The following is a 23,002-nucleotide window of genomic DNA, read 5'->3' on the forward strand; positions in this document are numbered from 1 at the left end:
TACATGTAAAGGAAATTGATCTATGCCTCATGAAATTCTACCTGATTGGCAAAAAATGCGAGAGATGTTAATTGTACTTTCTGGAAAAATTGAAACCATTGAGAGTATACAAAAACTTAAAGGTGAAACGTTTAATATTTTTTCCATTTTAAAAATGGAGAGGTTAGAGGTAGAAACACATTCTGCTTTGATTTATGAAATGCTCAATCCAAATGGTGCTCACGCACAAGGTAATAAATATCTTGATCTGTTTATAAAACAAGTGTTAGTAGAAATTAATGATTTTGATCTCACGCATGTTCAAGTTGGCAGAGAAGAGATGACCTATGACGGTCGTCGCATTGATCTTACAATCAAAAATGAAAAGTATTTTATAGTTATTGAAATGAAAATAGATGCAGGTGATCAATTGCAACAGCTATTTGACTATAAAATACATGCAGATTTTAAAGGGCTTGCTACAAAGCTTTATTACCTCACATTAGATGGGAAAGATGCAAGCAGTGGTAGTACTACTAACAATAAAAAAGAAAAAACAGAGTGTGAAAACATATCTTTCTCATTTCATATATTCATATATTGGAGTGGATTGAAGCGTGTATTGAAATAAGCGCTCTTTTGCCTATTATCAGGGAAACACTACTTCAATATGCAAATTTAATACGAAAAATGACTGGACAGACAACAAAGGAAATAACAATGCAAGTCGTCGAACTAATCAATAGCCCAAAAATAGCACAAGCAGCGACAGAAATGGCTCAAAACCTTGGATATGTCTGGGCTTTGAAAGAGGCTAAATTTTGGTATGAATTATGGACGCTTATGGAAGAAAAAAGTGAAAAGATTGGTTGGAGGATTCTTGGATATGAGATTATGTTCCATGACGATAATTTTATCGAAGATGAAAAAGAACGCGCTTTAAAAATCGCACAAGCAAGAGCATCAAAAGATGAAGGAATAGGCATAGTATGCGAAAAGATTTTTGAAAATAATGAAGTAGCAGTAGATATTTACCAATACAATACAACAGGGTTACGCTATTATTTAAAAAGTTCCAAAGATATTGACAACATGGCAAAGTACATTGGTACTATTAAAAAAGATAAAGAGAATAGATATGGGGACTCAGAGATCAATGTTAAATTTTACGGTAAAAATGTCAACAATCCATCGTATGAGCTTTTTGATGATGCCAAGCTAAAACAACTTGCTAGGAGCGTCGCTGATGAAGCTATTAAAAAGTTAGAAAAAATTAATCAAATATTATTACTTCAAGAATAAATAAGGATATTAACTTCAAAAAATTTTCAAGAATGAGCCTTCGTATGTTCATCGATTTTTTCCCAAACAGTGCCGTGCGATAAGAGTTGAGCTGTGTTGTTTTCGATCTCTTTTAGTGCGTGTTGAAAATAGGTTTTATTGGTTTCAAACAGCACGTCTTCATCGATCTGAACATTTTGAATCATGCCCTCTTTAAGGTTTGCAAGTAAGGTTAAAAATGCGTCTACGTATTGGTCTTGGACTTCTATTTGGATGGTTTGCATACGCTATCCTTTGATGCTTTGCTTAGAGTTGGATTATAACATTTTTTGGAACAGGTTAACGTTCCAAAAACGTTTAGAGAATTCAATCCACCAGCACAATTCCCATTGATTCGAGAAGATATAGTGCTTCAAATCGCCTGAAAATGGCTCCTTTGAGGTGATTGGTTCGTATGTCGATCATCGTGTTTTGTGCGTCAGTAAAGTTTGCACCTTCTAAATGAGTATTGTTAAATAACGACCCCTTCAAATCACTGCCGCTCAGATCAGCTCTTCTTAGTGTTGCATCGCGAAAATCAACCTCTTTGACGCGACACTCCTTCATGACGATGCCATCTAATGCCAAACCAAAAAAGTTACTATCATCCAAAATGCACTCGTGAAAACGAAGCGGATCGGGATTGAGCAGACTCTTCCAGTCGCCTTTTGTCCAGTCAATGCCGATCATTTTGCACGAGGTAAAGGTCACGTCGCTCATTTTGGTATTGGTGGGTTTCATCAGACTTAGGTTGCAGTTTTCAAAACGGCATTCGGTAAATTTGCAAAAGGAAAAAATGGTTTCAGAAAAATCGCACGAGACAAACGTACAGTCATCGAACTCCGCTTTGGTGATCTTTGCACCGTGCAGAGTGACCCCTTTAAAGGTTTCGGCAAAGACATCCATGCGATCAGTGATAGATTCTAAAGGCACACCCATAGTGTTTAATAACTCATCGACCCAGCGTTGAGTATGCCAATCGCGATCGACATAAATGCCATCAAAACGCCTACGGCAACATCGCCATTGCTGATGTGTTTTTCAACGGAGAATTTTCCATCCAAACGTGTTATGGCAAAGGCAAACAGCAGTTGAACGATCATCGCGATAAGCGCCCATGTGGCAAAATCAAGGTAAGAGATGGAGTTGACAAGCGCGCTGTAAAGAGGAATGCAGAGCCCTAGTATGGCGCCACCAAATCCAAGTGCAGAGGCGGTGTTGTTCTCTTCAAAAATCATTTTGTAGTCATCGTACGGCGTGACTTTTGCGTAGAGAAAGAAGAAGAGTGCGAGCACGGCAAGTGAGGTTAAGAGGAAAAACCCAAAGGAGAGCAAATAGTGAAGAATCATGGTGTAGCCTTTCTTTTAATTATACCTAAAGATACAAAAATACTTTAACCTACGTTTATAAAAAATGTTGCTAAAATCCATCTTTATTTCAAATGATGAAAGTACACGATGACTCTTATTGAAAAACTCGAAAATAACGAACGACTTAGCTTTGAAGATGGTGTCGCACTCTACGATCTTGACCTTTTTACATTAGGCAAATACGCCAACCAAAGAAGACGTGCGCTTCACGGTAACAAAGTCTTTTTCAATGTCAACCGACATATCAACCCCACCAATATCTGCAAAGACATCTGTAAATTCTGTGCATTTTCAGCCAACCGAAAAAATCCCAACCCTTATACCATGACCCACGAAGAGATTTTAGCCATCTTGGACAACTCGGTTAAAAACAATCACATTACCGAAGTGCATGTGGTCTCTGCGCACAATCCTGATGCGGGATTTGAGTGGTATATGGAGATTTTTTCCAAAATCAAAGAGCGTTTTCCCTCTTTACATGTAAAAGCGTTGACGGCGGCGGAGATCAACTTTTTAGCCACCGAATATAACCTCAGTTTTGATGAGGTCATCGATAAAATGATCGAGTATGGCGTAGACTCTATGCCTGGCGGTGGTGCTGAGATTTTTGATGAAAAAGTGCGTGAGTATGTCTGTAAAGGCAAAGTAAGCTCCGCTGAATGGTTGCAGATCCATGAACTTTGGCACAAGCGTGGGCATGAATCCAATGCAACAATGCTGTTTGGGCATGTTGAAAAACGTGAACACCGCATCGATCATATGCTTCGCCTTCGTGACCTGCAAGACCGCACGAACGGCTTTAATGCGTTTATTCCACTTGTCTATCAACGCGACAATAACTATTTAAAAGTAGACGATTTTTTAAGCTCAACGGAGATTCTCAAAACCTTTGCGATTAGCCGTTTGATGCTCGATAATATTAAGCATATCAAAGCCTACTGGGCAACCTCGACGATCAATTTAGCGCTTGTCGCACAAGAGTACGGTGCCGATGACCTTGATGGTACGATTGAAGCCGAAGCAATCCAATCCGCAGCTGGAGCCAACAGCGCTAAAGGGCTTGGGTTGCAGAGTATTTTAGAGCTCATTGAAACAAGTGGTTTTACCGCAGTGGAGCGTGATAGTCTCTATAACGAACTCAAAATTTACTAAATATCTTAATTTAAAGGATCTGCTTTGGTGGACTTTTTCAAACTTAAACAAAATGGTACAACGGTCAAAACCGAGTTTACGGCTGGGTTTACGACGTTTTTGACCATGATGTACATCGTGCCGGTCAATGCCATTATTATGAGCAAAACGGGCATGCCAATGGAAGCACTTATCACCGCAACTGCGTTGATTACGATTTTTTCATCCGTTTTAAATGGTCTTTGGGCAAATACGCCGATTGCTATGAGTGTGGGTATGGGACTGAACGCATACTTTACATTTGGTTTGGTGCTTGGTATGAAAGTGCCTTGGCAAACCGCTTTGGGTGTTGTTTTTCTCTCAGGACTTCTTTTTCTCATTCTCTCTTTAACACCGCTTCGTGTATGGATTATGAAGAGTGTGCCACACGATCTTAGACGTGCAATTAGTGCTGGTATTGGCTCTTTTATCGCGTTTATTGGGCTTAAAAGTATGGGTATGGTCATCGCCAATCCTGCGGTTTTAGTGGGTGTGGGCAACTTTAAAAATCCAAGCGTACTCCTTGGTGTTTTAGGACTTGTTTTGGTCTTTGCCTTTTACTCATGGAGACTTAAAGGTGCGTTTATTTTAGCAGTTGTAACGACAGCGATTGTGGCGTGGATTGCAGGTATTGCTCCGTATCCAACAGAGTTTTTCTCTCTTCCTGCTTCTGTCAGCTCGATTGCGTTTGAGTTGGATATTAAAAGTGCGTTGACCCTCTCTTTATTCCCCGTGATTATCACCTTTTTGATTACGGATTTATTCGATTCTTTAGGAACATTGGCGGGTGTTGGGTATCGTGCAGGACTCTTTAAAGATGATGGAAAAGAACTTCAAAAAACACTTGAAATCGATGCGCTTGCAAGTACCGTTTGTGCGGTGGTGGGTGTTTCAACCACAACGGCATTTGTTGAAAGTGCTGCGGGTGTTGAAGAGGGTGGCCGAACGGGGCTAACGGCTGTTGTCGCAGGGCTTTGTTTTGTTCTGACGCTTTTTATGATGCCTCTGTTTAAAGCGATTCCTGAAAACGCGATTTACCCTGTTTTGGTGATGGTCGGTGTTTTGATGTTTGGTGAGCTTTCTCATATCAATTTTAAAGATACTGCCATTGCGGTTTCAACGTTTTTGATCGTTATCATGATGCCATTAACCTTTTCGATTACAAATGGTTTGGCGTTTGGTTTGATTTCGTATGTGCTGATCAAGCTCATCAAAAAAGAGTTTAAAGATATTAACTTTGGGATTTTGTTTCTGACGTTTGTCAGTTTAACCGTATTTATCGTACAGGAAGGACATTAATTTGCGTTACTACAGTTATGAAGAGTTTAAAGAAGATGTGAACACCCTTGCAAAAGAGATCAAGCCCTATGCGCCTGATGTTATTTTAGCGGTGGCGCGTGGGGGTATGACCTTAGGTCATTTTTTAGCAGAAGCGTTGGAGATGCGCAATCTCTACTCCATCAATTCCGTGCATTATGAAGAGACGAGGAAGCTCGATACCATCAACATTTTTAATATCCCCGATTTAAGCAAAGCCAAACGTGTGGTGATTGTTGATGACATCATCGACAGTGGTGAGACGATGATCGAGATCGAGCGTGTGCTTGGTGCGAAGTATCCTGATGTGGATTTTAAAATCGCTGCGGTTTTTTACAAAGAAAAAGCACTACTTCGTCCCGATTTTGCTGCGCGTGAAGCCACCGAGTGGATCGAGTTTTTCTGGGATTTTCAAATTGACAGCTTCAAATAGACAGGAGAGTGCAAACTCCCTTGTTCATTTTTTGATGCACCATCAACTTCTCATCATCTACACCTGTACGATTCTTACCCTCTGTACTCTCTACGCGGTTCAGCCCATCCAACCCCTTTTTGAAAAAGAGTTTGACCTTAGTCGTTTTGAAGCGGTCATTTTTACCACAGTGATTATGTTGCCGCTTGGATTTGCACCGATCTTTTACGGGTATATCTTAGAGACCTTTTCATCCAAACTCTTTTTGAGAAATGCTGTTTTGATTTTGGGCATTTTAGAGCTCTGCTTCGCGTGGAGTAGCAGTTACTCCGTACTTTTAACCATCAGGGCATTGCAGGGGCTTTTGATTCCTGCCGTCCTGACCTCTTTGATAAGCTATATCAGTTTCATTACCCCTAAAGATAAGATTCAACAAGCGATTGGTTATTACATTGGGGCGACGATTTTGGGTGGATTTATTGGAAGGTTACTATCAGGCTTACTCAGTGATCTGTTTGGCTGGAGACTCTTTTTTGTGCTTTTGGGTATCGCTTTAGTGATGATGTTTGGCGCACTCAGTTTTTTAAGCGAAGAGGTGAAGGTCGATTTTGTTAAGCCCAAACTCTCTCAAGTCGTGGATGTTCTTAAAAACAAAACCTTTTTTAACATCTACATGATGATGTTTTTTATCTTCTTTGTGTTTCAAGCCCTGCTCAACTTTCTTCCGTTTCAGCTCAAAACCTTCAGCTCAACCATGGGATACGGTAAAGTGGGCATGATGTATGCAGGGTATATCATTGGGTTTATCATCTCGATTCGTATTTTGTGGATGATTCGTCTCTTTGGTACGGAAACTAAGACGATTATTTTTGGAATTTTAACTTACGTTGTGGGGTTGCAGATTTTTCATGTAAATGATTATATGGTAATGTTTGGGGGCATGTTTGTCTTTTGCGCAGGCTTTTTTATTATTCACTCGGTCGCTTCGGGGCTGATTAGCAAACTAGCCCATGAAAAACGCGCTATTTCCAATGGGTTGTATCTGTCGTTTTATTACGCAGGAGGCACCATTGGAACCTTTGCGCCCGGTGTTTTTTATCACTATTTGGGGTGGCATATCTTCTTGGTGCTTTTGGCGTTGATCTCTCTTGCAACGCTCTATTTTGCGCTGAGATTGCAGCGTACACTGTGTTCTTAATGCTTTACATGTAAAGGTTGGGGCGCTGTTGTGGGTGGCGCATCTTTAAATTGCGCCATAATCGTTGTGATCTCTTCCATGCACTCTAAAAACGCATCGACCAGTTCAGGGTCAAAATGTTTTCCCTTCTCTGAAATCAGATACGCCACGGCACGCTCCACACTCCAAGGCTCTTTGTAAGGACGTTTGGAGGTGAGGGCATCAAAAACATCGGCAATGGCGACAATGCGACCTGCTAAAGGGATGTTAAATCCTTTAATGCCATACGGATAGCCCGTGCCATCAAACTTCTCATGGTGAGTCAGTGCGACAACACGCGCGGTTTGCAGCAGGGCGGATTGGTGATTTCCGATGATCTCAGCTCCTTGTAACGGGTGTTCTTTCACGATTTTCCACTCTTCTGCGCTTAGTGTACCCTCTTTGCGCAAAATATAATCGGGTGTTCCTATTTTCCCGATGTCGTGCATGGGTGCGGAGAGAAAGATGAGTTCAGCTCTGACATTATCCAGCCCAATTTTTTGAGCAATAATCTTTGTATAAGCGCTCATACGCAAGATGTGCGTGCCGGTTTCATTGTCTTTGTACTCCGCCGCACGCCCAAGTTGACGGATAACCTCCATGCGCGTGAGCACGATCTCTTCGGTGCGTTCTGCTAGTTTTTGCTCTAAATTGCGTTGATACTGCAGTAAACTCACTTGCGTTTTGACACGTGCTAAAACAATGGAAGCGTTCACAGGTTTTGTGATGTAATCCACTGCGCCAAGGCTCAGCCCTTCGGCTTCATCTTTACACTCACTGAGGGCTGTGACAAAAATGATCGGAATGTTGCGGGTGAGCGGGTCACTTTTGAGCTTTTTGCAGACTTCATAGCCACTGATTTCGGGCATCATCACATCAAGGAGGATAATATCGGGGATATGTCCTGCGGCGATGAAATTGAGAGCTTTCATGCCATGATTGACTACTTTAACCGTGTAAAACGGTTTGAGTATTTCACTTAAAATGAGAAGGTTTTCAGGAGTATCATCGACGATAAGGATTGTTTCCATAAGGTTAGTCTGCCTTTTGCGAAATGGGTTTGGATAAGGTTGTCTCAATCAGTGCCACAGCAGTTTCAAATTCAAACGCTTTAATCTGCTCATATGCTTCCAAAAGCGTTGCGTCAGTGGATTGAAGCAGTATCATGGCATCATCCAACGCTGTAGCATCAGCACTTTTAAGTTTAGCAACCAAGTGTGTCAGAAACGTTGGGGTGATAGCCATTTTGGAAATCTCATGGTGTGTCGCAAGCGGTTGAATTTTTTGGCATAAGCAGAGTATCTCTTGCTCTATGGATTGTAAAAGAGGATCATTAGCAGGAAGCGGATGGGTGCTGAGTTCTGCTTGTTGCGCTAAAGCACTGAGTGCATCCATTCCCAGTGTGCCTGCCATGCCTTTGAGGGTGTGGCACAGACGTTTTGCCCCTTGAGTGTCATTGGCTATCGCCATGTTGCGGTAGGTTTGCGTAAAATGAACCTGCTCTTTTTCAAAGCGTTTGAGAAACTGATAGTAGAGTGTTGCATTACCACCCAAACGCTGTATCGCTCGAAGCGTGTTAATGCCTTCAAGTGCCAATGTCTCATCCGTCTCATGAACAATTTCAGGGGCGGAGGTATGGCAAAAACGTGCAATCTCTTGAATCAGCTTTTGAGCATCGATGGGTTTTGCGACATAGCCATCCATGCCTGCGTCATAGCATTTTTGCTCATCCCCTTTCATCGCATTGGCGGTCATTGCAACAATGGGCACGCTCAATTTTAGCGTTTCTCGAATACGATGGGTGGTTTCATAGCCGTCTAAAACAGGCATTTGGCAATCCATCAAAATGAGATCAGGCAGAGGATTTTTGGCTAACCAATCCAACGCCTCCTGCCCATTTTGAGTGACATGTACACGGATACCAACTTCGCCTAGGATCTCAGAGGCTACCAGTTGGTTGCTCTCATTGTCTTCGGCTAAGAGTACCGTGATGCCCTCTAAGAAGGATTGACGGAGCTCTTTTTCATGGGCATGGTAGAGTGGTTCAATCAGGCGTTTATGTCCGCACATGTCAGCGAGTGTATCAAAAAGCATCGAAGCGGTGATGGGTTTGACAAGCACGGCGTAGGGTTGGTTATCGCCTAGTTTGGCGATGAGCTCTTCTTTATCGTAGGCGGTGACGAGCATGATAGAGCTGATTTGATCACCGTATTGCTCTTTAATCCGCTCAAAAAGGGTGATGCCATCCATCCCTTCCATCTTCCAGTCAATAATCGCCACATCGGCTTTAAATCCGTTATCGAGCAGGATCAACGCCTCTTGGGCACTTTTACATGTAACGCATTCAACCCCAAATTGGTGGAGAATTTCAGCAAAGATTTCCAATGCTGTTTCATTGTCATCGACGACTAAAATTTTAAGTGCTTTGGTGATGAAGGTTTGAGAGGGTAGTGCGTAGGTCGAATCGACGTGCAAAGGGATCTCAAACCAAAAGGTACTTCCCATCCCATAAACACTCTCACAATAGATAACACCATCCATCATCGCCACCAGTCCTTGTGCGATGCTCAGCCCAAGACCCGTTCCACCATAATGACGTGTCGTTGACATGTCGGCTTGGGAAAAAGCGCTAAAGAGCCCGACGGCTTGTTCTTGTGTGATGCCAATGCCACTGTCTTTAATCTCAAAGCGAATTTTATGCAGCCCCTCTTTCTCTTCATGCGCATGAAGCCGTATAATGACCTCACCTTGGCTGGTAAATTTTACCGCATTGCTTAGGAGATTGAGCAGAATCTGCTTTAGACGCAGTGGGTCACCTTTGTAGTGGTGTGGGGTGATGTTTCCCATGTCTATGAGTAATTCAAGTCCTTTTTGTTGGGCTTTCATACTGATAAGATCGCTGACAGAGAGAATGAGCTCTTCGAGTTGAAAGGGGATGGATTCGAGTTGGATTTTGTTGGCTTCAATTTTGGAAAAATCTAAAATATCGTTAATAATATCCAAAAGGTGATGCCCAGCTTCTGCTACTTTGGTGAGGTAATGGCGCTCTTTTTCCGGAAGATCTTTACGTAAAATAAGCTCCGTCATCCCGATGATCGTGTTCATGGGCGTGCGTATTTCATGGCTCATGTTGGCTAAAAATTGGCTTTTGGCTTGGTGTGCATGAGCCGTTTTTGCCATAGCGATTTTAAGCTCTTCTGCGGTTCGTTGAAGCCGTTCGTTCGCATGGGTGGCTTTCTCTTCTGCGAGTTTACGTCTGTGAATTTCGCGTTTTAAAATCGCTAACCACACCCCAATACCGATCAAGGCAAAAAAGGCAATGCTCACAATCTTTAAAATCAAAGCGTAATCGACTTTTTCTTTAATCTCGATTTTGATGTATTTTTTATAGAGTGTGTCTTTTTCTGCTTCACTGATAGCATCAATGCCTTGGTTGATGCGTGGAAGCAAAGAGGCATCATTGAGTGCCAAAATGAGTTTAAATTGATCTTTTAAAATACCCACAATTTTGAGATTGGAAAGTCCACTGTTTTGCAGCGCGTATCCTATCGTAGGGGCCATATCAATGAAAAAATCCACTTTTTTATGCTCAACAGCAATCAACCCCTCTTGGATAGTGTTGACTCCATACGTTCGGATGCGAGGGTAATTTTTTTGCAAATGTTTTTGGACCGATGAGTCGGTGACGACGGCAACTAGAAGGTCTTGTTTGGCAACTTCCTCAAGATCGGAAATCAAATTGTTGGATTTAAGCCCTGCTAAAACGAGGTTAAAATGAAACAGCGGTTGACTCATCACCTCATGTAAAGGAGCGTCAACGCCAATGTAACTAGGAAGCACATCAAACTCCCCCGCATCAAATTTTTGAAGCACCACATTCCAATGATCGGAATAGTAGCGGTAGTCAAAGGTGACATTGATTTTTGTCTCGAGAAGCTGCATATAATCCACCACCAATCCACTCGGCGTTTGATTGTGCATCATCATAAAAGGCTCTAGTCTGCTTTGACTGTAACGAAGCGTCTGTTTTTCAGAGACAGCATGCAAAAACGATGGTAGCATACAGAGGAGGAGGGGGGTGAAAAAAAGTGCCCATCTTTTTATCATATGTCAACCCTTGAAGTGATTCTATAAACTAGTATAACGCTATCTTCTTTAATCCATTTTGAATACAGAGGTATCGTGCGCAAAAGAGATCGTTGTTTGTTTAACGTAACATATTAACCCTCTATAAAGGCTATTTTAATCTTAATCTGTAACAAAATGTAGCATTCGACTCTATGCACACAATAGCCAAAATGCTAAAAAAACAGCTAATCCGTTTTTTCTTGATTAGAAGCCAAAAAAACTGATACGATGTCTTTAAATTTAATCTAAAAAGGAGTCATAATGCGTAAATCGTTACGTTTTGTAACAAGTGTAGCCGCTATCGTTACGTTAAGCAGTGCCTTAAATGCGTTTGAGGTGAGCAAACCTGTCTGTCTTGCCCCTGCAAAACCAGGTGGTGGATTTGATCTTACATGTCGACTTGTCTCTAACTCACTCAGTGCTTCTAAGGTCATTGACAAACCGATGATCGTTAACTTTATGCCCGGTGGTGTGGGTGCGGTTGCGTATAACCATGTCATCGGTCAACGCTCCAATGACCCTGAAATGATTGTTGCTGCGAGTACGGGATCTGCTCTTAACATTGCACAAGGCAAATTTGGCGCCAAGTATACGATTGATTCTGTGAAATGGCTTGCGGCTTTGGGTGCTGATTATGGCGCTGTTATTGTTAGAGCGGATGCCAAATGGAATACATTGGCAGAGATGGTAGCCGATCTTAAAGCAAACCCAAAAGGTTTTGCACTGGGTTCTGGTGGTTCTATCGGTAGTCAAGACTGGTTTAAAGCCGCCATCATTGCAAAGCTTGCAGGCATCAATCCTAAAGACATGAAATACGTTGCCTTTGAAGGTGGCGGTGAAGCTTTGACCGCACTTTTAGGAAACCACATTCAAATTTATCCAGGTGACATCGCAGAGTTCTCAGGTCAACTCTCGTCTGGAAAATACAAAGTGCTAGCGATTCTCTCAGAGGAGAGACTTCCTGGTGTTATGGCAAACATTCCTACAGCTAAAGAGCAAGGGTTTGACGCGGTTTGGACGATTTGGAGAGGCTTTTACCTTGGACCAAATGTCACCGAAGAGCAGTATAACTACTGGGTAGACAAAATTCAAACATTGGTTAAAACACCTGAATTTGCAAAAGAGAGAGAACTCAGAGGGCTTTATTCGTTTACAAAAATAGGTAAAGAGTACCAAACCTTTATGCAAGAAGAAGAGAAAAAGTTTAAAGAACTTACGAAAGAGGCAGGACTTATCAAATGATCGATAGGCTATTTGGAGTCTTTCTCCTCTGTTTAGGACTCTATGTATTGTATGGGGGACTTTCTTTGGAGGTCCCTTTCTCCTATGACCCATTAGGGCCTACGGCATTTCCGATTGCATTAGGTACCGTTTTAGCCCTTCTTTCGGTCATTGTCATTGTCAAGCCTAGAGAAGTGCATTTTCCTGCGCTGAATACCAATCTTAAGACGCTTCTCATCGTGCTTCTTTTGTTTGTCTATCAGCTCAGTTTTAATTTTTTAGGCTTTTTACTCTCAACGGCACTGCTGGTTTTTTGTATCGCTAAAATTTTTAAAGGTACAACCTCTCAAGCTTTAAGCGCAGGAATCGGCGTGAGTAGTGTTGTTTATCTGATCTTTAGCTTTTTGCTTGAAGTGCCGCTGCCTGCAGGGTCACTTTTTGCGAAGCTTTTAGGAGCATAATCATGATGGAAGTTTTATCTTCTTTGGCGACGGGTTTTGCTGTCGTCTTAACACCAACCCATCTTTTTTTAATTTTTCTTGGATGTTTGTTGGGTACGCTTTTTGGAGCACTTCCCGGACTTGGACCCATTAACGGTGTTGCCATTTTGCTTCCCATCTGTTACACCCTAGGGCTTCCTGTCGAATCTTCCTTGATTATGCTTGCGGGCATCTACTATGGCGCTGAGTTTGGTGGAAGGATTTCAAGTATCTTGCTCAATGTCCCAGGCGACGCAGGAGCGGTCTTTACCTGCTTGGATGGTTATCCGATGGCACAAAAAGGTTTAGCAGGACCTGCACTTGCACTCTCAGGTGTGGCTTCTTTTATTGGAGGAACCATTGCGATTGTGGGATTGACTTTTTTTGCACCTCTTTTAGCCAGTGTTGCCATCTACTTTGGCCCTGCGGAGTATTTTGTGTTGATGGTCTTTGCTTTTGCTACCATCGGTGCTTTGATGGGTTCAAATCCTGTTAAAAGCCTTATTGGTGTTACCATTGGTTTGATCATCGGAGTTGTCGGTGTGGATTCTACGACAGGTGTGCTTCGCTTTACGCTAGGTGAAGCTGAGCTTTACGATGGTTTTGAGTTTTTGATCGTGATCGTAGGCTTTTTTGCGGTGAGTGAGATTATGCTGATGCTAGAACACCACAGCAGTGAAGATTTTGAGATGCCAAAAATTACCCGTGTCTATGTTACGATGAAAGAGCTACTGTATTGTAAATGGACAATGGTTCGCTCTTCTATCATTGGTTTTATCGTGGGTGTTTTACCTGGAACAGGTGCTTCGATTGCGAGTGCAGTTTCATACACCATTGCGCAAAAGATTTCCGATAAAGAAGGCACGTTTGGCAAAGGCGATATGCGAGGACTAGCAGCTCCTGAGTCAGCGAATAACGCATGTGCCGGCGGTGCTTTGGTGCCTATGCTGACCCTTGGCGTTCCTGGCAGTGGAACCACCGCGGTACTTTTGGGCGCGTTGATGCTGTACAACATTAACCCAGGTCCGATGCTTTTTGTGGAACAGCCTACATTGGTGTGGGGATTGATCGCTTCGATGTACATTGGTAATGTGATGTTGCTGATTATTAACTTCCCAATGGTACGTGTTTTTACCAAGATTTTACAAGTTCCATACTGGTTATTGGTACCTTCTGTGATTGTGTTAGCATTTGTGGGGGTTTACTCGGTCAATATGAGTACCTTCGCACTGCTACTTTCTCTTATATTGGGTGTTTTAGGCTACTTCTTGCGTAAGCTTCACTACCCAATGGCACCTGTTATTTTGGGATTTGTTTTGGGTAAAATCATGGAAGATAACTTACGACGTGCCTTTGCGATGAGTGGTGGCGAGATTGGAATATTTTTCCAAGGAACGATTAACTACATTCTTTGGGGATTGACACTGTTTATTCTGTTTGTTCCTATGATTTCTAAGATGATAGCCAAACGCTACGCTTTAGCTAAAAAATAATCTTACTACTCGGTTGTCTTGAGCTTGTATTTGCGCTCAGGACGACCCACCGAGCCATATAATGAGTCAACTTCAACTTTCGAAGTTGAGACCAAATACTCCAAATACCTTCGTGATGTTGTACGGTTAATTCCCAATATTTCTGCAATTTCACTCGCTGAGAAAAAAGCTTGGCTTTGGTGCAACGCACTTAAAATCTTCTCCAACGTAATGCTATCAACCCCTTTAGGCAATCCTACATGTAACGGTTTGGTGGGCTGCATCGTTTTGTTAAAAAAGGCATCGACTTTGCTTTGGGAGAGCTCTTCTTGGGAGATGACTTTCTCTTTGTAGTCGTGAAATTTTTGCAAAGAGGATTGGAAGCGGTAAAACATAATGGGTTTGATCAGATAGTCAAAAACGCCATACCTCAAGGATTTTTCTAACGATGTCATCTCTTTAGCCGCAGTGATAAGGATCACATCGGTGTGGACAGCGTTGCTTCGCATCCATCCTAAAAATTCAATGCCATTGCCATCGGGAAAATAGACATCCAAAAGAAGCAGATCAGGGTGCATGAGTTCGATGTACTCTTTGAGTTCGCTGATGGAATTTGCGATAGCGACCACTTCAAAATTGGCTATTTTTTCCACCATATTTTGGTGTAAAAGCGTAATGCGTGGATCATCCTCAGCTATCAAAACTTTAATCATGATGGCTTCCTTTAGGGATATGAATGCTCGCAATAGTACCATAATTTCCTTTGCCAAAGGAGACAAATCCACCTAGCCACTCTAGCGTGCTTTTTACAAAAAAGAGACCGTATCCGCTGTGCAGTTCGCCTTTGGTGGTGAAGCCTTTTTCAAAGATCTTTTCTTGTAGTGCTTCATCAATCCCCAAACCTGAGTCTTCCACCTCAAAAATAAGATCATTGCCAATATCGGTGACAAAAAGCGTGACCTCTTTTTTCTCTGACATCTCGGCTGCATCAATCGCATTATTGATGATATTGCCCAAGATGGTCAAAAGATGTTTAGAGATGGAAGGATCAATACTCTCTTGAAGAAAGCTATTCTCATCGAGAATGACTTTGACCCCTTTGTCAAAGGCAAAGTAGTATTTGCCGATAAAAATTGAAGCGACAAGGGGATCGTGAATCACATTTTGAAACTGCTCGATAATCTTTTCATCGGGAAGGTGGTTTTCACTGATCAATGCGATGGCTTTATCATACTCGCCGATTTGAATATGCCCAGAGATGAGGTGCAGAAGGTTGGAAAATTCATGCTTTTTCTCTCGGAGCCTCTCTGAATACTGCTTCACACGCGTGAGTTCCCACACCAACGCGTCCATCTCCTCTTTTTTACGACAACTAGCAACCATGCCAACGGTTTTACTTTCATGCGTGACAGGGGAAAAGTTGCAGATATAATCCACACCCTCAACCTCCAGTGTTACGTCTTTCATCTCTTTACATGTAAAGAGGTATTTTTGCAACGAAAGGGGTGGATGTTTTGTGGTTTCATCCAACTGAAAATAGCGTTGTGCCACTTCATTGCACAGTGTTATCTCACCCTCTGTATTAGTCGCGATGATCGCCTCTTTGACGGCATTTAAAATCGCCTCTTTTTCAAGGAAGAGACGACTGATCTCACTGGGTTCGTAGCCTAAAAGGGAGTTTTTGATCTTTCGCGAGAGGATAAACGCCATCACAATGGTCAAAAACATCGCGCCATAGAGGTAAATGAGAAACTGCTGATGACGCTGCGCGATAATCTTTTGCACGTTCTCTTCCAAATACCCAACCGAAACAACGCCTACAATGTCACCATTTTCCCCAAATACAGGAGACTTCCCTCGGATCGAGGAACCGAGTGTCCCTGTGGCTTTGGAGGTGTAGTAGAGTCCATCTATGAGCGCTTTTTCATTGTCCTCACCCATCATTCTTTCTCCAATCAGCTCTTTGGTTGGGTGGGTCAGACGTATGGAGTTTTGGTCGCCAATAACAATGAATCTTGCATCAATGGAGCGTTGAAGCAGCGAAATCATCGCATCCAACTCGCCTTTTGGATCTTTTGTCTCAACCAACGCAATGACTTCTGGCATCAATGAAATGGTTTTGGAAATAGCAAGGGCGCGTTGACCGATCTGCTCTTCCATAAGCTCTTTTAAAATATGCCCCAAAAAGAGGCTAAAGGTCAACAAGGTCACCAAAACCAGCATCGTCGAAAAAATGAGTAATTTAAGCAATAATCCTTCGTTTGGGAAGGATAATCTTTTGAATGTTTGCATGAGTGGGGCATTTCCTTGGTTTTGACGTTACATGTAAAGATTTTAGCGTGACTAAAGGTAACACATTTGCGAGCATTTTATGCGAAAAATCCCCACAATTCAGGGATTTTTCGAAACACATTTTATCTTACATTCTCTTAATCTGAATGATCGGTTCTTCCTTGGCTAAGAGAGCACTCACCAGAGATAAAACGATGCTGTAGGGTGATAGTGCTTTCCTTAAAAAGAGGATTGGGTTTAGAGCAAAAAAGCTTGGTTTAATTTTGACCAAACTTTATGCACAAAATGCCCATAAATAGCCATTCCATGGCTTCTGCTATCTTAGTTATTCTTAATGAAAAAAAGGCTACTATAAACGTAAAATTCTAATGGATATTCAATGCAATGGCTTAAAGGCTTTTTACCTGTCGTAGCATCACTTTTGATAGGGATTCTAGGAGCCATACTTTTCACGTATATTAAGGTACCGTTGCCATGGCTTTTGGGCTCCATTGTGGCTATTGCCATTGCGAGTCGCTTTCCCAAAATTCCCCTTCGCACTCCTAAAATGTTTTCAGCCCCTGCACGCGCTGTGCTTGGTATTACCATTGGGAGTGCCTTTAACCCTACGATTTTGCACTACTTAGGCGACTTTGTTTCCAGCATTGTTCTGATTTTACCGTTTGTGCTTATTATCACGTTTTGCGGGATGATTTACTACTGGAAGTGGTTGAAGTTCGATAAGATGACCGCCTATTTTAGCTCCATGCCCGGTGGTCTTTTGGAGATGGTCACGCTAGCAGAAGCGACGGGTGCGAACGTGTATAAAGTGACGATGACCCAATCGGTTCGGCTGTTGTGCATTGTTTTCACGCTTCCGTTTATCATTCAAGCCCTCTCACATGTCTCGCTCGATGGCAGAGTCAGCATTACTCAGCCTTTTTTACAGAGTGATCCCCACGATATGGTCATCTTAATCGTCTGTGCACTGGTGGGATGGTGGGGTGCTTTGAAGCTCAAAATACCCGGTGGAACCATGTTAGGTCCTATGATTTTAGGGGCGATTGTGTACGGTTCGGGCATTGTGCATGCGCGTCCACCCAATGAGATCATTAAGCTGATTCAGCTGATTCTTGGCACAACCGTTGGGTTTGTCTTTGTCGGCGTTACATGTAAAGAAATTACAAAAATTTTAATTCAAACGCTGGGGTATTTTCTGATTTTAGCGATGATCTCAGCTGTGTTTGTCTTTGTCGTCTCTAAGATGACTGATTTTCCATTGATCTCTATTTTGTTGGCCTTTTCACCGGGCGGTCAGTCGGAGATGAATTTGATCGCGATCATTATCGCCGCAAATTTACCCTATGTTGCACTTCATCACATTGTGAGGATGTTTTTGGTGATGAGTGTCGCACCCGTTTTTGTCAAATACCTTCGCCCCAAAGAGGACCGATGAGTTTTGTCTTCTCTGAGGTGCCACACACGAGTATCGTGCGATGGCAAAAAGTGAAGGATTTTTTACAAAGCGTTGATCTTGAGATGTCTGAGGATGTCGAAATTTTTGTGGTTGCCAAAGAGGATGACCGCATCGTAGCGTGTGGGGGACTGAGTGGGAAAGTGCTTAAAAACATCGCGCTCGATGAGTCTTTGCGCGGTGAAGGTTTGGCACTGAGTCTGATGAGCGAGCTTTTGAAAGTGGCGTTTCGCGAAGGGCGGCATGAACTTTTTTTGTTTACAAAACCAGATTATCAGGAGGTGTTTGAGTCGTGTGGGTTTAAGTATATTGAGCAGGCGCATCATCAGGTCATTTTGATGGAGAACAGCTACAATATTGATCTGTATAAAAAACGATTGCGAAAGTATAAACATACGGGCGACGTGGTTGGAAGCATCGTGATGAACTGCAACCCGTTTACGCTAGGGCATCGTTTTTTGGTTGAGCAGGCCTGTGAAAGGTCGCATTGGGTGCATCTGTTCGTGGTGAAGGAAGACGCTTCCTTTTTTACCTTTAAAGATCGCTACAGACTGATTTGCGAAGGGTTAGTGGACCTTGAAAACCTCACGATACATGAGGGTTCTGACTATATTATCTCTAAAGCGACGTTTCCAACCTATTTTATTAAGGACAAGCGTCAGATTGATTCGCTCTATACGGAGCTGGATCTCAATATCTTTAGAAATCATTTAGCGCCACAACTGGGCATTACGCACCGATTTGTGGGAGAAGAGCCGTTATGTGCCGTGACGAATGAGTATAACCAACAAATGAAAAAATTACTGGCACGTCCAAGTGAAGCTCCTCCTATTGAGGTGGTTGAACTGGGGCGCATTGAGTATGGTGGTGAGCCAATTTCGGCTTCGAGAGTCAGAAAATTAATGCAACACAATCGTTTGGAAGAGATCCTCCCGTTGGTACCTCCGACAACGTACGCGTTGATTGCAACTATGATGTCTAAAGAGGAAGCAAAATGAGCAAAAAACTAGAGACTGCCCACGCAGGAACACTGGAATCGAGTGATGCGTTTGTACGCGTGATTCCTGTGGATGCAAAAGGCATTGAAATTGAGTTAGAAAGCAGTGTGGAAGAGATTTACGGCGATGCGATCCGAGCCCGTGTGCTGGAGACAGCAACGGCGATGAGTGTGGAAGGTGTCAAGATCATCGTTCAAGATAAAGGCGCACTCGATTATGTGATCAAAGCGCGCGTTCAAACCGCCATTTTAAGAGCCTTGGGCGAGGCTGAGCCTGATTGGAGTGTCTTATGAAACCAAAATTAAGAAGAAGTATGCTTTTTGTACCAGGTTCAAACACGGGCATGGTCTGTAACGCGTTTATCTACAAGCCAGACACTGTGATGTTTGACCTTGAAGACTCCGTGGCACTCAGTGAAAAAGACTCGGCGCGCATGATGGTGTTTCATGCTCTGCAGCATTTTACCTACAAAGACATTGAAACAGCGGTGCGCGTCAATCCTCTGGATACTCCGTTTGGACTGCTTGATCTTGAAGCGGTCATTAGGGCAGGGGTGGACATCGTAAGGCTTCCAAAGACCGATACGGTCGAAGATGTTTTGGATATGGAGCGTGAGATTGAGCGTATCGAGATCAAGATAGGTTCCCCGAAAAAAACGATGCTGCTTGCTGCCATTGAAAGCGCCCTTGGTGTGGTCAATGCTGTGGACATCGCACGAAGTTCAACGCGCATGATGGGTATTGCGCTTGGTGCTGAAGACTTTGTACGTGACCTTCATACGCAACGTACCAAAGAGGGACACGAGCTGATGGCAGCACGCAACCAGATATTACTCGCAGCGCGTGCGGCAAAAATCGGTGCGTTTGACTCCATCTTTTCAGATGTCAAAGATAAAGAGGGCTTTATGCACGAAGTCGATCTCATCAAAGGGCTTGGTTTTGATGGAAAATCTCTGATCAACCCCAATCAAATCCCATGGCTTCACAGTGCCTTTGCCCCAAGTCAGAAAAACATCAACTGGGCGATAGAGGTGTTAGAAGCGGCGAAAGATGCGAAAGAGCGAGGGCTGGGTGTTATCTCACTGGATGGCAAAATGGTTGATGCACCGGTCATCTTACGAGCAGAGTGGATTATGGATTTAGCCCGTGCATCAGGCGTTTTAGGAGAAGAGCAATGAAAGATCTACACCAACAATTCAACACACAAGAGCTAACACCCATCAATGCGCCTTTCTTTACATGTAAAGAGAAAAAGAAAGGTGAAGACCGAAGAGCAAAGCTTTGTGAGAGCATCGAAGAGTCCATCAAACGTTCTGGTCTGCAAGATGGCATGACCATCTCGTTTCACCATGCGTTTAGGGGTGGCGATCTTTTGATCAACAACGTGATGAATGTCATCGCAAAAATGGGCTTTAAAAACCTGACTTTGGCATCGAGTTCACTCGCTTCTGTGAACGATCCTGTGATCGAGCATATCAAAAATGGTGTGGTTACGCAGATTTATACCTCAGGGCTTCGTAGTAAACTGGGCGAAGCGATCTCTAAGGGACTTATGGAAAAACCAGTGCAAATTCACTCGCACGGTGGGCGTGTGCATTTAATCCAATCGGGCGAGCTTAAAATCGATGTTGCCTTTTTAGGGGTGCCTGTGTGTGACGCATTTGGCAATGCCAATGGCTATTCGGGGCGTTCCAAATGTGGTTCCCTTGGTTACGCGATGATCGATGCGCAGCATGCTGAGTATGTGATCGTCCTTACCGAATCGTTGGAAGAGTACCCCAATGTACCGGCTAGTCTTCATCAAGATCAAGTCGATGCGGTGGTTTTGGTCGATGAGGTGGGCGATCCTTCCAAAATCGGTGCAGGCGAGACGCGGATGACGACCAATCCTAAAGAGCTTTTACTTGCCAGTCATACGGCAAAACTCATCGAGCATTCAGGGCTATTTAAAGAAGGTTTTAGCATCCAAACCGGAACAGGTGGTGCATCTTTGGCAACGACCGTCTTTTTGAGTGAAAAGATGGAAGAGAAGGGTATTCACGCGAGCTTTGGGCTGGGCGGCATCACGGGAACGATGGTCTATATGCTCAAACGTGGTCTGATTAAAACGCTTTTAGACGTGCAAAGTTTCGATGAATTTGCCGCAAAATCGTTGGGTGAAAATAAAAACCACATCGAAATTAGTGCCAACGAATACGCCAACCCAAGCTCCAAAGGTGCGGCGATCAAACAGCTTGACATCGTGGTCTTAAGCGCGCTTGAGGTCGATCTTGACTTTAACGTCAACGTGATCACAGGCTCCAAAGGCTTTTTACGAGGCGCTTCGGGAGGTCACAGTGACACAGCAGCCGAAGCGAAACTCTCCATCATCGTCGCACCGCTCACCCGTGGGCGCCTTCCAACGGTAACCAAACGGGTCAATACCATCGTCACACCAGGTTCCACCGTCGATGTGGTCATTACCGATCAAGGCATTGCGGTTAATCCTAAAAATGTAGAGCTCAAAGCACGCCTTAAAAAAGCAGGGCTACAGATCGTGGAGATGCAAGAGCTGTATGACCGTGCCATTGCACTCTGCGGTGAGCCTGCTGAGATCAAATACGCGGATAAAGTCGTTGCGGTCATTCGCTATCGCGATGGTTCCATCATCGATGTTGTGCGCCAATTGGCATAGATGATAGACCAACCTACGACCTTAGACGCGATTTTACACGCCAAAGAGGAGCGTGCTCGGAAGCAAAAAATGCTTTTAAGCCGCCACCCTTTGGCATCGCTGATTTCTCTTTCCATCAATATTCCAAGCCTCATCAAACTCTCCCATGAAGCGGTTGTGGTGCATGAGATCGCGCATCAAGCGCTTTTAGAAATGCTTGAAAATGAGGGCATCGAACTGCTCGCATGCGAGAACCAATTAGCCGCAACAGGAGCTGAATCTTTTTTGACATGTAACGCCGAAGCCAAGGTGCTCAAAGTCTTTACATGTAAACTCGAAAACAGCCATCCGTTAGGACGTTTGATGGATATAGATGTGCTCGATTCTTCGGGTACAATTCTTTCTCGAAGTGCGCTTGGACTTTCAAAGCGTCGCTGTTTTGTTTGCGAAGAGGAAGCACAATTGTGCGCACGGTCGCAAAAGCACACATACGCTGAGTTAAATTCGCATATCAAACATTTAGTCGAACAACACGCCTTTGCCGACTCCATCGCCGTGTGGTGCGAACGTGCGATGAAAACCGAAGTCGAGCTCACCCCAAAACCAGGTCTGGTCGACCAAGCCAACAGCGGCGCTCACCACGATATGGACATTCACACCTTTTATGCAAGCATTCAAGCAATCAAACCGTTTGTGACGCAGTGGATTGAAAGCGCACAAACCCACGCTCATGAAGATGCCAAACAGAGTTTTGTACGGCTACGTGAGATTGGCATCGCGTGCGAAAAAGCGATGTTTGGAGCCACAAAAGGGGTCAATACCCACAAAGGAATGATCTTCTGTCTCGCCGTCTTTTGCGGTGCCATCGGATGTCTCAAAGCAAGCGATCAGAGCTTTACATGTAAAGCTTTACAAGCTCAAATGCAAGCCTTGTGCGCCAATTTGGTCGAGGACGATCTTTTACATGTAAAGCCCAACAGCGCAGGCGCACGTTTCTTTTACGAGACAGGCAGCAGTGGTATTCGTGGCATCGCGCAGAGTGGTTTTGCGATTGTTTTTGAGAGCGCTTTGCCTTTTTTCTTACAACACAAAGCAGAAGAGGGCGAAACGGTTGCGCTTAAAAAAACACTGCTATTGCTCATGTCACGTTTAGATGACAGCACGCTCTGGTCACGAGGTGGCGTTGAAGGGCTTGAATACGCCAAAACCAAAGCGCAGGAACTTTTACATGTAACGTGCCATGCCGAAACTTTGGATGCACATTTAAATGAATTTGACACCGATATGACCTCAAAAAACCTCTCACCCGGAGGCAGTGCCGATCTTTTGGCGATGACGTGGTTGGTGTCACACATCGTAAAAGAGCTCTAAAAGAGCTTTTCTTTCAGAATTTTTTAGCTTCTCTGTATTAATATTCCAATATACTATAGTCGACCCCGAAAAACCCAAAACCACCAACGTTAAAGCCTTCTTCCTCTAAGAATAAACCCCAACCCAAGCAGTAAAATCCAATACTGCCTGAC

Annotated in this window: 22 protein-coding genes; 15 read left to right on the forward strand and 7 right to left on the reverse strand. The window is 43.5% G+C overall.

Annotated elements, in window-relative coordinates; genetic code table 11:
- Positions 1 to 22 precede the first annotated feature (22 nt).
- Together JU57_RS08895 and JU57_RS13775 are read left to right on the forward strand one after the other, a co-directional pair.
- Positions 23 to 610: a PD-(D/E)XK nuclease family protein gene (locus tag JU57_RS08895; RefSeq protein WP_051906750.1), complete on the forward strand. Its 588-nt coding sequence runs from the start codon at positions 23 to 25 to the stop codon at positions 608 to 610.
- Between the two features lie 89 nt (positions 611 to 699).
- Entirely contained in the window at positions 700 to 1,281 is a 582-nt protein-coding gene (locus tag JU57_RS13775) for a hypothetical protein (RefSeq protein ID WP_051906752.1), read from the forward strand.
- A gap of 26 nt (positions 1,282 to 1,307) precedes the next feature.
- On the opposite strand, the gene JU57_RS08900 is transcribed toward JU57_RS13775, so the two are convergent.
- The 3 genes from JU57_RS08900 to JU57_RS08910 all read right to left on the reverse strand — a co-directional run bounded on the left by JU57_RS08900 (position 1,308) and on the right by JU57_RS08910 (position 2,648).
- Entirely contained in the window at positions 1,308 to 1,544 is a 237-nt protein-coding gene (locus JU57_RS08900; protein WP_037959837.1) for a hypothetical protein, read from the reverse strand.
- A gap of 82 nt (positions 1,545 to 1,626) precedes the next feature.
- Positions 1,627 to 2,232, reverse strand: a complete 606-nt coding sequence (locus JU57_RS08905; RefSeq protein ID WP_037959886.1) for a pentapeptide repeat-containing protein — start codon at positions 2,230 to 2,232, stop codon at positions 1,627 to 1,629.
- A gap of 11 nt (positions 2,233 to 2,243) precedes the next feature.
- Entirely contained in the window at positions 2,244 to 2,648 is a 405-nt protein-coding gene (locus JU57_RS08910; RefSeq protein ID WP_037959839.1) for a DUF350 domain-containing protein, read from the reverse strand.
- 108 nt (positions 2,649 to 2,756) lie between these two features.
- Between JU57_RS08910 and mqnE the strand changes: the two genes are divergently transcribed.
- Genes mqnE through JU57_RS08930 form a run of 4 tightly spaced genes read left to right on the forward strand, consistent with a single transcriptional unit; the run spans position 2,757 to position 6,766 of the window.
- A complete protein-coding gene (gene mqnE / locus JU57_RS08915; protein ID WP_037959841.1) occupies positions 2,757 to 3,821 on the forward strand; it encodes an aminofutalosine synthase MqnE in 1,065 nt (354 codons plus the stop codon).
- A 27-nt stretch (positions 3,822 to 3,848) separates the two neighbouring features.
- Positions 3,849 to 5,138, forward strand: a complete 1,290-nt coding sequence (locus JU57_RS08920; RefSeq protein ID WP_037959888.1) for an NCS2 family permease — start codon at positions 3,849 to 3,851, stop codon at positions 5,136 to 5,138.
- Between the two features lies 1 nt (position 5,139).
- Positions 5,140 to 5,589: a phosphoribosyltransferase family protein gene (locus JU57_RS08925; protein WP_037959844.1), complete on the forward strand. Its 450-nt coding sequence runs from the start codon at positions 5,140 to 5,142 to the stop codon at positions 5,587 to 5,589.
- A complete protein-coding gene (locus tag JU57_RS08930; protein ID WP_294876922.1) occupies positions 5,573 to 6,766 on the forward strand; it encodes an MFS transporter in 1,194 nt (397 codons plus the stop codon). The genes JU57_RS08925 and JU57_RS08930 overlap by 17 nt, the downstream gene beginning before the upstream one ends.
- Here JU57_RS08930 and JU57_RS08935 read toward each other — a convergent pair.
- Both JU57_RS08935 and JU57_RS08940 read right to left on the reverse strand, forming a co-directional pair.
- A complete protein-coding gene (locus JU57_RS08935; RefSeq protein WP_051906754.1) occupies positions 6,763 to 7,815 on the reverse strand; it encodes an HD domain-containing phosphohydrolase in 1,053 nt (350 codons plus the stop codon). The two genes, JU57_RS08930 and JU57_RS08935, sit on opposite strands and share 4 nt — an antisense overlap.
- Before the next feature lie 4 nt (positions 7,816 to 7,819).
- Entirely contained in the window at positions 7,820 to 10,891 is a 3,072-nt protein-coding gene (locus tag JU57_RS08940; protein WP_051906756.1) for a response regulator, read from the reverse strand.
- Between the two features lie 282 nt (positions 10,892 to 11,173).
- On the opposite strand from JU57_RS08940, the gene JU57_RS08945 reads away from it, so the two are divergent.
- From JU57_RS08945 to JU57_RS08955, 3 genes are read left to right on the forward strand one after another with little or no spacing between them, the layout of a single operon-like run.
- Positions 11,174 to 12,154, forward strand: a complete 981-nt coding sequence (locus tag JU57_RS08945; protein ID WP_037959848.1) for a tripartite tricarboxylate transporter substrate-binding protein — start codon at positions 11,174 to 11,176, stop codon at positions 12,152 to 12,154.
- Positions 12,151 to 12,594, forward strand: a complete 444-nt coding sequence (locus JU57_RS08950) for a tripartite tricarboxylate transporter TctB family protein (protein WP_037959850.1) — start codon at positions 12,151 to 12,153, stop codon at positions 12,592 to 12,594. The genes JU57_RS08945 and JU57_RS08950 overlap by 4 nt, the downstream gene beginning before the upstream one ends.
- A 2-nt stretch (positions 12,595 to 12,596) precedes the next feature.
- Positions 12,597 to 14,105: a tripartite tricarboxylate transporter permease gene (locus JU57_RS08955; RefSeq protein ID WP_037959852.1), complete on the forward strand. Its 1,509-nt coding sequence runs from the start codon at positions 12,597 to 12,599 to the stop codon at positions 14,103 to 14,105.
- Positions 14,106 to 14,110: 5 nt separating this feature from the next.
- On the opposite strand, the gene JU57_RS08960 is transcribed toward JU57_RS08955, so the two are convergent.
- Together JU57_RS08960 and JU57_RS08965 are read right to left on the reverse strand one after the other, a co-directional pair.
- The gene (locus JU57_RS08960) at positions 14,111 to 14,797 is read right to left on the reverse strand and encodes a response regulator (protein WP_037959855.1); all 687 of its coding nucleotides are present in this window, start codon (positions 14,795 to 14,797) and stop codon (positions 14,111 to 14,113) included.
- Positions 14,790 to 16,376, reverse strand: coding sequence for a sensor histidine kinase (locus JU57_RS08965; RefSeq protein WP_294876930.1), 1,587 nt, complete (start codon positions 16,374 to 16,376; stop codon positions 14,790 to 14,792). Before JU57_RS08965 ends, JU57_RS08960 begins: the two co-directional genes overlap by 8 nt.
- Positions 16,377 to 16,755: 379 nt before the next feature.
- On the opposite strand from JU57_RS08965, the gene JU57_RS08970 reads away from it, so the two are divergent.
- Genes JU57_RS08970 through citG form a run of 6 tightly spaced genes read left to right on the forward strand, consistent with a single transcriptional unit; the run spans position 16,756 to position 22,850 of the window.
- Positions 16,756 to 17,811 (forward strand): AbrB family transcriptional regulator, encoded by a 1,056-nt coding sequence (locus JU57_RS08970; protein WP_037959860.1) that lies wholly within the window; start codon positions 16,756 to 16,758, stop codon positions 17,809 to 17,811.
- Positions 17,808 to 18,827, forward strand: a complete 1,020-nt coding sequence (citC, locus tag JU57_RS08975) for a [citrate (pro-3S)-lyase] ligase (protein ID WP_037959862.1) — start codon at positions 17,808 to 17,810, stop codon at positions 18,825 to 18,827. The genes JU57_RS08970 and citC overlap by 4 nt, the downstream gene beginning before the upstream one ends.
- Positions 18,824 to 19,120, forward strand: coding sequence for a citrate lyase acyl carrier protein (gene citD, locus JU57_RS08980; RefSeq protein WP_037959863.1), 297 nt, complete (start codon positions 18,824 to 18,826; stop codon positions 19,118 to 19,120). The genes citC and citD overlap by 4 nt, the downstream gene beginning before the upstream one ends.
- Positions 19,117 to 20,004 carry an aldolase/citrate lyase family protein gene (locus JU57_RS08985; RefSeq protein WP_037959865.1) on the forward strand — a complete coding sequence of 296 codons (888 nt, stop codon included), beginning with the start codon at positions 19,117 to 19,119 and terminating at the stop codon, positions 20,002 to 20,004. Before citD ends, JU57_RS08985 begins: the two co-directional genes overlap by 4 nt.
- The gene (gene citF, locus JU57_RS08990) at positions 20,001 to 21,500 is read left to right on the forward strand and encodes a citrate lyase subunit alpha (RefSeq protein WP_037959866.1); all 1,500 of its coding nucleotides are present in this window, start codon (positions 20,001 to 20,003) and stop codon (positions 21,498 to 21,500) included. The genes JU57_RS08985 and citF overlap by 4 nt, the downstream gene beginning before the upstream one ends.
- Positions 21,501 to 22,850 carry a triphosphoribosyl-dephospho-CoA synthase CitG gene (citG, locus tag JU57_RS08995; protein WP_037959868.1) on the forward strand — a complete coding sequence of 450 codons (1,350 nt, stop codon included), beginning with the start codon at positions 21,501 to 21,503 and terminating at the stop codon, positions 22,848 to 22,850.
- Positions 22,851 to 23,002: the final 152 nt, after the last annotated feature.

Source organism: Sulfurospirillum sp. SCADC, assembly GCF_000743525.1.
Taxonomy (GTDB): Bacteria; Campylobacterota; Campylobacteria; order Campylobacterales; family Sulfurospirillaceae; genus Sulfurospirillum.